This is a genomic window from Crocosphaera sp., from assembly GCF_030064895.1.
Lineage (GTDB): Bacteria > Cyanobacteriota > Cyanobacteriia > Cyanobacteriales > Microcystaceae > Crocosphaera.
Genome location: NZ_JASJEB010000130.1, coordinates 1 through 11,708 on the forward strand (window position 1 = coordinate 1; position 11,708 = coordinate 11,708).

At 35.5% G+C, this 11,708-nt stretch carries 12 protein-coding genes and 1 pseudogene; 8 read left to right on the forward strand and 5 right to left on the reverse strand.

Translation table 11 applies throughout. The features are described from left to right. Positions 1-358: 358 nt before the first annotated feature. Positions 359-1,738, reverse strand: a complete 1,380-nt coding sequence (locus tag QNJ66_RS23755; RefSeq protein WP_300511129.1) for a hypothetical protein — start codon at positions 1,736-1,738, stop codon at positions 359-361. Continuing rightward, positions 1,735-3,081, reverse strand: coding sequence for a hypothetical protein (locus QNJ66_RS23760; RefSeq protein WP_300511130.1), 1,347 nt, complete (start codon positions 3,079-3,081; stop codon positions 1,735-1,737). The genes QNJ66_RS23755 and QNJ66_RS23760 overlap by 4 nt, the downstream gene beginning before the upstream one ends. Positions 3,082-3,361: 280 nt before the next feature. Between QNJ66_RS23760 and QNJ66_RS23765 the strand changes: the two genes are divergently transcribed. Next, positions 3,362-4,051 (forward strand): iron-containing redox enzyme family protein, encoded by a 690-nt coding sequence (locus QNJ66_RS23765; RefSeq protein WP_300511131.1) that lies wholly within the window; start codon positions 3,362-3,364, stop codon positions 4,049-4,051. Between the two features lie 16 nt (positions 4,052-4,067). Here the strand turns inward: QNJ66_RS23765 and QNJ66_RS23770 are convergent, their stop codons facing one another. Together QNJ66_RS23770 and QNJ66_RS23775 are read right to left on the reverse strand one after the other, a co-directional pair. Continuing rightward, positions 4,068-4,649 carry a TetR/AcrR family transcriptional regulator gene (locus tag QNJ66_RS23770; protein ID WP_300511132.1) on the reverse strand — a complete coding sequence of 194 codons (582 nt, stop codon included), beginning with the start codon at positions 4,647-4,649 and terminating at the stop codon, positions 4,068-4,070. A 424-nt stretch (positions 4,650-5,073) separates the two neighbouring features. After that, a complete protein-coding gene (locus tag QNJ66_RS23775; protein WP_300511133.1) occupies positions 5,074-5,667 on the reverse strand; it encodes a TetR/AcrR family transcriptional regulator in 594 nt (197 codons plus the stop codon). 98 nt (positions 5,668-5,765) lie between these two features. Here QNJ66_RS23775 and QNJ66_RS23780 point away from each other — a divergent pair, with 98 nt between their 5' ends. From QNJ66_RS23780 to QNJ66_RS23790, 3 genes and pseudogenes are all read left to right on the forward strand, one after another. Continuing rightward, a complete protein-coding gene (locus QNJ66_RS23780; protein ID WP_300511134.1) occupies positions 5,766-5,978 on the forward strand; it encodes a helix-turn-helix transcriptional regulator in 213 nt (70 codons plus the stop codon). A 158-nt stretch (positions 5,979-6,136) separates the two neighbouring features. Then, positions 6,137-7,069, forward strand: coding sequence for a tyrosine-type recombinase/integrase (locus tag QNJ66_RS23785; protein WP_300511135.1), 933 nt, complete (start codon positions 6,137-6,139; stop codon positions 7,067-7,069). A gap of 208 nt (positions 7,070-7,277) precedes the next feature. After that, positions 7,278-7,397, forward strand: a pseudogene (locus tag QNJ66_RS23790) (integrase); the annotation flags it as partial. Between the two features lie 394 nt (positions 7,398-7,791). Here QNJ66_RS23790 and QNJ66_RS23795 read toward each other — a convergent pair. Further along, on the reverse strand, positions 7,792-7,989 hold the full coding sequence (locus tag QNJ66_RS23795) for a hypothetical protein (protein ID WP_300511136.1): 198 nt from the start codon (positions 7,987-7,989) through the stop codon (positions 7,792-7,794). A gap of 156 nt (positions 7,990-8,145) precedes the next feature. On the opposite strand from QNJ66_RS23795, the gene QNJ66_RS23800 reads away from it, so the two are divergent. The 4 genes from QNJ66_RS23800 (at position 8,146) to QNJ66_RS23815 (ending at position 11,684) form a co-directional block, all read left to right on the forward strand. Next, positions 8,146-8,484 (forward strand): helix-turn-helix transcriptional regulator, encoded by a 339-nt coding sequence (locus QNJ66_RS23800; RefSeq protein ID WP_300511137.1) that lies wholly within the window; start codon positions 8,146-8,148, stop codon positions 8,482-8,484. A gap of 61 nt (positions 8,485-8,545) precedes the next feature. Then, positions 8,546-9,445 (forward strand): hypothetical protein, encoded by a 900-nt coding sequence (locus QNJ66_RS23805; protein ID WP_300511138.1) that lies wholly within the window; start codon positions 8,546-8,548, stop codon positions 9,443-9,445. Positions 9,446-9,544: 99 nt separating this feature from the next. Continuing rightward, the gene (locus tag QNJ66_RS23810) at positions 9,545-11,011 is read left to right on the forward strand and encodes a TGS domain-containing protein (protein ID WP_300511139.1); all 1,467 of its coding nucleotides are present in this window, start codon (positions 9,545-9,547) and stop codon (positions 11,009-11,011) included. A gap of 190 nt (positions 11,012-11,201) precedes the next feature. Next, a complete protein-coding gene (locus tag QNJ66_RS23815) occupies positions 11,202-11,684 on the forward strand; it encodes a DUF4112 domain-containing protein (RefSeq protein ID WP_300511140.1) in 483 nt (160 codons plus the stop codon). Positions 11,685-11,708: the final 24 nt, after the last annotated feature.

Below are 11,708 nucleotides of genomic sequence, written 5' to 3' on the forward strand. Positions count from 1 at the left end.
CAAGTCCACTCAGCTTTTTCTTTAACCTGTAAGGCTATTTCCTCCCAATTATCAGGATATCTATCTCGGTTTCTCATTTGTGCAGTAACAATTAGTTATTAATATTATAGCTAATTTTGTTTATTTTTGATACTATTTAACTCGATGTCTGAACCTCCATCTTTTATTCTAAAATTTACACTAGAATTATCAGTAATACCTTTGATGTTTAAGTTTGCAATTACGAACATAACGGTCACACAAATCATTAGAATATTTATTGAATCTTTCATTATTTTTTAGATTTAACTCAATATATTAATGATGACCTTTGTTCAAAAAACTTTTCAGGGGCTAAAATTAGCCCTAGACAAAATTATCAAATTAATTTCAGAATTTCCTCAACAGGTAGATTATTAGAGATCGCCTTTTTAACATCTGCTAACCGTTCCCGTTTAACTGACCGTTTTTTAGTCTTCCACTTGTCGTTAACTTTTTCATCCCAACAATAAGCCCAAAACCAATGATCAGGATTATTAGGATCTCTTGTGGAACCATCTTTAACTTTTGGGTAAGTTTTAACCTCACCATTTTTATTGGTTTTGTTTTGAATGAATGGGTATAAACTACCTGATGAATTTTTCTTAGGGGAAATTTCCTTAATTGTTCCAGCACTTATAGGGATGAACTGTTTACAACCTTCCGCGTCCTTCCTAAAATATTTTCCAAGAGTCAAGCAGAAGTAATGCTCAGTATTTCTGCAAGGATCGCAACTGGCACAGTCAACGCATTTTTTCTTAGGGGAAATTTCAAGTGTTGAACTTTTTGCACTATTTTCCCCTAAGAAAATTTCAAGTGCTGAACTTTTTGCACTATTTTCCCCTAAGAAAATTTTTAGCCGATGTTCACACCATTGAATTTGTTGATCTTTATCTTTAACGGTTGCTAATAATTCTTTACGTCTGGCCTTGGTCTTATTATTAGCTTTATTGAGATAATCGTCCCGTAAGGCTTTTAACGAGGCTATTTCATCCTCTAACACCTTGCGATCGCTACATATCTGAATTTCTGACCAATCATTAACATTGACTCTCACTAACTGATTATCCTTCCAAGTCCAATCAGACCATTGCGACTGTGATAAATCAATTTCTAATTGTTTACCAACAATATCAGCAATATTAATGTTAATTTCTTCAAAATCAGTGGTAATGATTCTGATCTTTTGTTTCCATACTCGTTTAACAACTGCGTTGACGGTTATCTGGGGTGATTTTTTCCAGTAAACTCTATCCCCTGGTTTGTAATTCTCTTCCTCGTATGTTGCCTCGTTTTTCTTAGGGGAAATTTTAGGAACATTAGTATTATCCTTTTCCCCTAAGAAAAAATCATCGGATGACTGCAAATTTTTCTTAGGGGAAATAGAAACATGATCATGGTTTGTCTCATTTCCCCTAAGAAAATTCTCATTGAAGAGACTTGTCTGAGATTCCTTTGTATTTGACCTTAACTGATGTTTACCCTTAGTTTTTGCCCAATGGTCAAGCCAAGCTTGGGGACTAGGATAATGATCTGTTTCTCTGATAGGAACTGACAAAATGATAGAGCGATCGCTATTTTCAATGGTGTAATTGGCATTGAAAGAATTGTAAGTAAACTGCCATCGATGGCCATGAGCAGACCAAGATTGAGAATGATGCCAAGGATCAGTTATCGCTGTCTTAACTTCTGACTTCAAACTTCTAACTTCTGACTTCATATCCCCTCCTCAACTGGAACACCATTTTCGTCATATTTGATGTCAACGATGGGTGTTGCTTTGTAGGGTCGGCCTTCTTCGGTGAAATCTATCTGATGGGAATGTTTAATTTTGGGGTAAAGTTCTTCAGCTAAAATCGGGTCACTAAGTTGGTCATTGAGAGTAGTTTCGGGTTCGGGTTCGGGTGTCCGTTTAAACACACTGCCCATTTTTGCCCATAGTTCCTTTTTGGCAATGGGATCTAGTTTTTGCCTGTAATCATCAGGGTTATCCCGTACTTTTTGCCAATCTTCGGCCCAACCGGGATCAATGGTTAACTTAACTTTGGGTTCTCCTCTTAAATTAGTTGATAAATATTTGACCGGATAATCAATCACTAATCCATCAGCGATCGCCCACTGATACCACTCTAAAAAGTTCTCTGAGATGGGTTTGGGTCCCTTTTGGACTCGTTGGTTAGGAATCTGGTGTAAGAAGACTCCACGGGGATTATTGATGGTTTCCCAGGTATTCTGAACGTGTCTCACTGCCCCATAAGCTTGTGAAATATGATGATCTGCGATCGCTCTTCTCACTTCCCCGTCTAATGAGATTCCTAAGTCTTTCAACTTGCTGATTAAATCTTCTGGAATATCAGGTGGTTGCTCATTTTTTTTCTTAGGGGAAATTTCCTCATTTATATATTGCTTTGTAGTTACTTGTACTACGTCGGCGGAAGATTGATCTTCACCAGAATCTTTTTTATCAACTAATTTTTCTTCCTTAACCTCTTCTTGTAATAAGTAACTTTGCTCATTAGAAGTATTTTCTTCGTTGACCAAATCCAGATCCGATCCAAATTGAAAATTTTTCACCCCCCTCCCGGTCTGGGAGGTCTGATTAGTCTGAATATTCTGAGAGAGTCCAGAACCCTTATCTGATGCGTCTTTCGGCGGTTGCTTTTCCGAATTTTCGGAAAAGTTTCCGTTTTCTCGGAAAAGTTTCCGTTTTTGCGGACAGTTTTCCGTGTTTTCGGAAAGGTTTCCGTTTTTGCGGACAGTTTTCCGTTTTTGCGGAAAACCCAGATTTCGGACGAAAAAGCCTTTATCTTGGAAATCAAAGAGTTCGAGACTTTGAAACTTAGCCATCGCCTTATAAAGCGTGGTCTTTTTGATATTGCACACCTGCATGATGCTAATCGTGTCAGGGCATTCAAAATAGCGATCGCCAAAGGGATCAATTTCTACTAAGTAGCTCCATAGTCTCCATTCGGCTGCGGTGAGATTAGCTTCTCTGAGTCTTTGCCCCATTTGAGGCGTTAACGCATAAAACGTCCCTTGTATCTTTTGAGTTGTTTGTGTCATGATTAAATTGAATCTTTTGAATTTTCGGGTTCTTACCCGATGCCCTAAACCTGCAAGTTTAGGGCTTAATTTTTTCTTAGAACGGAATTTTAGCTATGGTGGCCGAGTTGGCCTGGTTTGAATAAGTAAAGGACAAAACATTTTTGTTGCGTGATATTGTCCCAATTCGCTAACCTTTGAGAAGTTAGTCTAATTGGGCTGATTATTGATGTGTCTACGAGGAAAATGCTTGCCGGCGTTCCTCGTAGTCCTTAGTTTTTTTAATAATAAACCTATCATCATGAATTTATCAAGTTTTTGGACATATTTTGATGAAGCTAAATTAACGGAAGAAATCCTAATCAATTCTCAATTTTCTACAATTCCCGAATGGAGTTTAGAAAAACTGCAAAGGGTTTCTATTAATTATCGATGGTTAGTTAAAAGTCATTCTAATCACCTAGCTTTAATGATTTCACAACTACCAGAAAGCCAGTTCAAAAGCTTGATCTCTGAGATTTTGAACGATGAGCAAGGTAATGGTAAATACGAGAAATCGCATCTATATTTGTGGGATAATTTTCTTCGCTCAATTGAAGTTTCTGATATCTCTAATAACTTAATTGAAATAGATCCAATGTTGACGTTAATTAACAAAAGTTCCATTGATTTTGTCATTGGTTTAGAAGGCGTTGGAGTTGAATGTATTTGTGCCGTTTATTTAGCGGTATTTGAGCAGTTTCTAAAGCAGCATCCTTACATAATTGAGAATAAGCAGAAGATTGATTGGGAGTTTTTTGATATTCATGTTAGAGGAGAAGATATACATCATAAACAAATGATTAGGGAAGCAGTAGAACAACTCATTAACGAAAAAGTAATTAATCCTGATTTATTATTGATAGGCTATAATAAAGCTAAGGAAATTTGGCGAGATACTTGGAATCTTTGGTTAACTTCTTCAGAGTTAGAAATCTTAAAAGTCAGTTAAATCAAAGCTTCTGAGTTTATTTGCCCTTGGCTTGGTGTGCTACTAAAAAATTATCTAGTAAACTGTAAGCTAAACTTTTAAAGTACACTGAGCCTCCATTCATTCTGGCAACTGCAATAATTCCTTCAAGACTAGAAACCAACATTTCAATCTCATGATTTAAAATAGTTATTTCTGATTTATGTTGTTGAATATTTTTAATAATCCACTTAACCTGTAAATAAAAAAACTGTTTTAATTCTTCAATAATTGATTCAGGTAAAGTATTAATTTCTACTATCAAAGTCATACAAAGACAAATCTTTTTATTATCAGGCTCAAGAACCTTTGAATAAATATTGATTAAGCCTTCTAAACAACTTCTTAATGAGGTAGATTCTTGTTCAATCTCATTCAAAATTAATTCAAAATTGTTTCTGTATTGGATTACCGTTGCCATGACTAAATTTTCCTTATTTTTAAAGTGATGGTAAACAGTTGAAGAACTAATATCTAGTAATTCAGCAATCTCATTGATAGTAAACCCATGATAGCCTTTTGTTTGAATTAAATCTTTGCAAGTCTCTAGAATTTTCTGTCTTGTATCAATCTGGTTCATACACTCCTCACCTATTCGTTGAAATCATCAGACTGACTGACTACTCAGTCAGTTACCTAACCCTCTCTTAACCAACTATGAATAATTGTCAAAAACCTTACTATAATTGATTTTTGATAGTGTTTTTTTGACATAATTGATATTGAGTAGGTTTGACATTAATATAAGAGATTTCTGAGAAATTGCAACTATTCTGCTAGAAAAAGCAAAAATCGGCTTTTTTTATATAGCGTTTCTCACAACGAGTGAGGTAAACCTAACTCCTGCCTCAAAGGGATAACCTGTGTACCCTTCGGCTGACACTCATGGCGAAGCCTCACAAGTATGAGAAGTGCTATAACCTTTTTTTTTAAAAAACCTTTTCGGACTCGATGCCCTAAAATGCTAGGTTTAGGGCTTAACTTTTTTCTGAGCAGAATTCTAATTATGCTGGCAGGCCAGTCTGTTTGTCTTTTTGAGCAATCATAAAATTATCAAGAAGTTGATGAGCTAAATTGTGGAAATACTCAGATCCTCCCTTCATACGTGCTACTGCGATAATTCCCTCAAGACTAGAAACTAGCATTTCTATTTCATGATCTAGTACCTTTGTTTCTGGTTCATACTGAGAAAATAGATTCGTTATCCAATTAACTTGAAGATCAAAGAATTTTTTTAATTCCTGTATAATTGATGGCGGTAAAATATTAATTTCTACTATCAAAGCCATACATAAATAAATTTTTGTGTTATCAGGTTCTAAAACCTGGGTATAAACATTAATCAACCCTTCTAAGCATCCGATTAATGAGGATTCTTCCTGGTTAATTTTAGTCAGAACTTCTGAAAAATCCTCTTGATATTTAATAATGGTTTGTTTCACTAAATTCTCCTTTGATTTGAAATGGTGATACAAATTACCGTGGCTAGTTCCTGATAATTTAATTACCTCGCTAAGACTAAAAGAATGATAGCCTTTAGTTTCAATTAAATCTTTGCAAACCTCTATAATTCTCCCTCTTGTATCAATCTGATTCATTAACTCCTCACTTATTTTTTGACCGCTTTTATCATATACTGATTGTATAACGGACTTTATAAAATATCAACCAATTTGTACAAACTTTGTTATAGTACATGAGTAAACAATTAGGACAAGTGATGTCACAACTCAGAAAAAAAGCTGGACTTACCCAAAGACAAGTCGCTTTAGCAATAGGGATAACAGATCAAACGGTCAGCAATTGGGAGACAGGCCAAAGAAAACCTCAGCTTACCCCGGCTCAAACTTTAAAGTTGTGCAATGTGTTGAACTGTGACTTAGAGGAATTAGCATCAAAAGATAAATAGAGGTTTGACTGATCGTTTAGCCGACGCTTTCTACTAAACCTGTTATATTCCCCCTATAAAAAAATTGCTTATGAAAATTCCTTTTTGAATAAGTAATGTTACTGAAGCATGAGATCGAACAAGGAAGCTCGGCGAACTCAGTTCGCCAGGAGCAGGTCTTGTTTGAGGGTTTAAAATTAGTCGAACCTTTACCGTTGACGAGGCATCCGGCGGTGGTTTATTTGCGATCGCTTTCTCCTAAGTCTCAAATTACTATGCGTGGTTCGCTCAATATGATTGCCAGGTTATTGACCAATGGGGAATGTGATTATCTCAGTTTGAACTGGGCGAAGTTGACTTATCAACATACTGCGGCGGTGCAAGCTGCTTTATTAGAAACCTGTGCGCCGGCGACGGCCGCCACTCGAATGTGCGCGTTAAAGCGGACGTTAAAGGAATGCAAACGGTTGGCGTTGATTAGTGGTGATCAGTATGAAGCGGCGGTGGATTTACCTGCGATTCGAGTGCCGGAAACGTTACCAGGACGTGCGTTGGAAGTATCAGAAATTGAGGCATTGATGGCGGTGTGTGAAGAAGATACTACGAAGCAAGGGGTAAGGGATTTGGCGTTGATTTCGATTTTACGTGGTGCCGGATTACGAAGAGATAAGGTAGCGAAGCTGCTGTTAGAAGATTTGGAGGTTGAGACGGGGATGTTACGGGTATTGAATGCGAAGGGGGGGAAAAATCGACTGGTGTATTTATCGGAGGAGGCCATGGTTTATGTTAACCGTTGGCTTGCGGTCAGGGGGTTACAACCAGGGGCGTTATTGTGTCCCATTCGTAAAGGTGGGCGTATTCAATACCGTTGTATGTCCGGGCAAAATGTCTATTTAATTGTCGAGAAACGAGTTCAAGAGGCCGGTTTAGAAAAGTTAACCCCTCAAGATTTTCGTCGTACCTTTTGCAGTGATTTATTTGATGCTGGAGTTGACCCAGTTATGGTGCAGCAATTAGTAGGCCATGCTTCTTTGCAGACTACAGCTAAATATGATAGACGAAAAGAAGACCTCAAACGTGAGGCCATTAAGAATTTAAAGTTTAAATCATGAAAACAATATTTAATTTAAAATCCATTAATGTTATAAAAGATATCGAGAATAATCTATCCAATTGAACAAAATCGTTTCGCGCAGTCCCCATCTATAATCTTTGATGAGCGATGGGGTGTGTTCAAAACCGCTATCATCAATGTTATCCCAACCCAGACCATGCAGCATAACTAATTGCGATCGCATCCACCTGTGCATCTAATTTTAAGGGGTTGATATTGTTACAGTACAGAAGTTGGCCGGCCATGCGTCTCCTGTTACTACTGCGAAATATGATAGAAGAGGGGAAGCTGTTAAACGGCGGGCGGTGCAGAATTTGGGGTTTTGATAAAAATTGAGGTTGTTTTCATCTAGGGACGGAATTTTGGAAAAATGTCTCTGATGGTTAACTACTCCTTATCTTTATCCTGAAAGAATTTCGTTATTAGCGAGAGAATATCGTTTTTCTCCTTGCTTCGTTTAGTCATCATTCGGGAACAAAGGGTAAAAACAGTTAATATAGCTGCTTCCGACGTTTTTCCCACGACAAACAGGATTAAGACAAAAAAGAATCCCAAATAATAAATTATGTCAATTATTACGGCAATGTTAAAACTCCAACTGGATTGACGTAATAATTCTTGTGCTATTTTGTCCTCAATGGTGACATTGGTGATTGGCTTATAGCGTTTTTCAGTTGAGTGGCAATTATAGCAATAGACAGGCTAGTTAGGACACATAAATTATATTTTAAGGGAACAGGGAACAGGGAACAGGGAACAGAAAAATGTCCTAATAGCTTTGGCGACTGCTATACTTCTAGTAGGGGAAGACACGGAAGATTTTTTTCCATCACCCTTATCCTCTTGTTTGAAGATTTGTTGCTCTAATTTAAAAGTGCTGTCAGAAGCCTGTTTTGGTAGGTTTTTGGGGCTGCTCATCTTGCTTTATCTATTATGTGCATCAACACTAAACATCTTACATTAAATATATTTAGTTCAGCAACTTTGGTTATGATTTTTTGACCTAGTTGGTTTAATTAAGAATCTTTGGTATAATTGTAAAGAGTTCATCTATACTAAACTGACAATTTAACTATGAGTGACAGACAAGAGGTTACAAAAGCAGTTCCCAAAATTGCTCAACTGCGAGAAAGAGAAGGATTAACTCAACTACAGTTATCACAGCTTGTCGGTGTAACGGTTCCTTCAATTCAGAATTGGGAAAGAGGGAGGGCAGGAATAGAGCCGATTGAGCGAGTAATTAAGCTTTGTAAAGCCCTTAATTGTCAAGCAGAAGAGTTAATCGACTATATTCAAGTTCCAGTAACTGAAACCGAAACGGCTCAGACGAAAGCTGAAGCACTTGAAAAACTTAAGAAAATGCGTCCAACACTAGGAAAAGAGCAAAAAAAACCTAGCATATCTAACAACTAGAATGAACAGCTAAATAGCTGACATTTATGATGTTAATCTCTAGGAAAGGATACTATGGAAAATGAAAGTTTTAATGAGTGCAGATTTAATTAGGTTAGGTTTCCTTGAACATCGGCAATATGAAGAAGAGATTGATGTTTTTTGGGATCTGATAGTATCCAGTCAGATTGAAGCATATATGACCCCATCCTGTTTAGGTAAAATTTTGGATGAGATTAGTGAAAATAATAGTCTTGAGATAGTTGGAGATTTTTGTTGCAATATAACTCAAATAATTCAAGTTTTTCCGATTAATCATATTTTATATAAAGAAGCAGAAGCACTGAATTTAGAGTTAGCTAACATTGAATTAGCCTTAGAAATTGCTTGTGCTAAAACTGATAATTTAGCGATTTTAACTGCTCAAAATTTTATTCATTTTTGTCCTATATTGTTACAAATAAATACTTTAAATCGTTTATTAAAAACTTTTTTAGTCCGTCAATCCCTAGAATTCCTATATTATCTCGGAAGTTCTTATTCTTCGCCTTTATCAATTAGTCACGTTCCGCTACCACAATCATCATCAGATGACACTCAAGTAGCAATTACTAGACAAGATAAACGAAATTATTCTCTAAAAAATCTTGAAAAAGGGCGAAATAAACCAAAATTAGGGAAAAAAGCAGTAACAATTCAGCTTCATCCCGATGAGAAGATTGTATTAGAACACATTGCCGAATCTTTTAATTTGAAACATGGAGACAAAGGCTCAATTACTGCCTTGCTTTCACAAGTTGCACAAAACATTTTAATGATCGTTGCAACTCCACCTATACTTTCCAATTCTCTGACTTCTCATGAACAGGAATCTTTCCTTCCAAGCGATCCCGATGAAACCTTTGATATGTCCTTATCTGACATCATTGAGTCTAAAGAGGTAGTTGACGATCTTGGTAGTGGAATAGATTATCTATTTTGATATAGACTTATGAATCCTTATAGCAATCTTAAACAGCACCGACATCTGGTTCCTGACCATCATACACTATGTGAGCTTATCAATTACTATCATAACTGTATGGATAACCCTAAAAACCAAAGGTCTGAAATTGATGAATGTTTGCATATAATACTTGATGGAATTGATGTTGAAGTTTTAAGATTAGAGCAAACAGAAACTTCAATTCGCTATTGTTTGAGAACCTTTGATGTATGGATGAAACAAAAAAAAATCCCTAAGAAAGATTATTTTGAAACATTAAAAGACAAGCTCCATATTCATCAAGATGTTGAAATTGATAGATTAATGAGGGAAACCAATAGTCTTCGACCTTATCCTGATTCACTTCAATTTGATGATGTTTTTAATCTTATTTTAGCTATTCATATTAATGCAGATTTTCTCGTAACGAAAAAAAAAGATAATTTGATAAAGTTCATTAATTCTTGTAACTATCATGGGTTTCAAAATATTTCTTTAGAAATTCATGACCTTATTTCTTTAGCTCATTGGTTATCTGAGGAAGACTTCATAAATGCAGCAACTCCAACTGTTAAAGTTATTACTCCACAGGGTGCGATAAAAATACTTCCAGAAGGTTCAACCCCCGTTGATTTTGCTTATAAAATTCATACAGAAGTCGGTCATAGTTGTAAAAAAGCGATAGTCAATGGAAACGAGGTTCCCCTCGATTATCAGCTTCAAAATTGGGATAGAATAAACATAATCAAAAATAATAAATCAAACTCTCCTAAACTTGAGTGGACCTATTTTGTGAAAACACTAACTGCGAAAACAAAAATTCAGCAATATCATCGTGATAAAAATATAAAAAGAGGAGAAAAAATAATTAAAAGAGAATTTGGAAATCGCTATATTATGACTGGTCAATTTTATCAATCTATTGCCGAGCAATTAAGATGTAAAAATATTCAGCAACTTTTAGAAAAATTAGGAAAAGGAGAAATTTATATTGAACAAGTAAAAACCATTTATCAACATCAAATTGATTATTTAGATGCTAAAGTATGTCTTGAAGAAATAATTATAGAAGAAGGTCAACCTGAAATTTTAGGAATAGATTGTCAAACTTTTAAGGTAGCTGACTGCTGTTATCCTTTTCCTGAAGATACCAATGATATTATTGGGGTTTTAAATACAAAAAAAGGAATAGATTATTTAACAATTCATGATCATAACTGTTCTAATTTAACTAAAATCAGTCAAGATAAACAATTCGTCATTCAATGGAACTGCTCATCCTGTACAGTATCTTTAAAAATGCTCCTGAAAGATCGCGAAGATATGCTATACAATGTTCTAAATTGCTTAATTACAGAAGAAATAATATACGATCTACGTTCATTTAAAACGTTATCAAGTAAAGAGCCTACACAGCAAAAAACTGCGAGCTGCATAATTAATGTTTTAATATCTTCTAAGATACAGCTTGAACACATTATTAATACCTTAAAAATATTGACTGATGTTTTGCAAATTCAAATTCAAGAAATTACACCGAGTCGTGCTAATTATGATCGATAAAAACAATTCATAGATTATATTGATATGAGGACTCTGCCCCAATTATTCATTACTTAATCAAGGCAAGCTCTTTTATAAACTAATAACTTCATAAATTAATATTGAATACTATCTTTATTGGGTCAGCGTGTGTAAATATTTAGAAGTAATGGTAATCGGTTAATATGGTGGAGTGTGCAGCTATTATAAAATGTCTAAATTATCCCCTCGTCAAAGAAAAGTAACCCGTCTTCATCGCATTAGTTTTATGTTGGACAAAGCTATTCCCATTCCAGGCACAAAAGGTCGAATAGGACTAGACCCCATCTTAGGATTAATACCAGGGGGTGGGGATACCATAGCCGGTATATTATCAGCTTATATTGTTTGGGAATCAGCACGAATGGGAGTAAACCGTCAGGTCATTGGGCAAATGGTAGCTAACGTATTATTAGATTCATTGGCAGGTTCAGTTCCCGTCGTGGGGGATGTTTTTGATGTTACTTGGAAAGCTAATATTAGAAATATAGAATTATTAGAACATTGTATGAATTACACTCCCGAGAACAGAAAAGTTAATAAACTTTTTTTGATTGGATTAAGTATAGTTTTAATTTTAATTGTCTTGGGATTTACCCTTTTAACATTAGCTTTAGTAACGTGGTTATGGAAAAATATTACGGGTAATAACTAATGGATAAATTAAATTTGAGTGGGG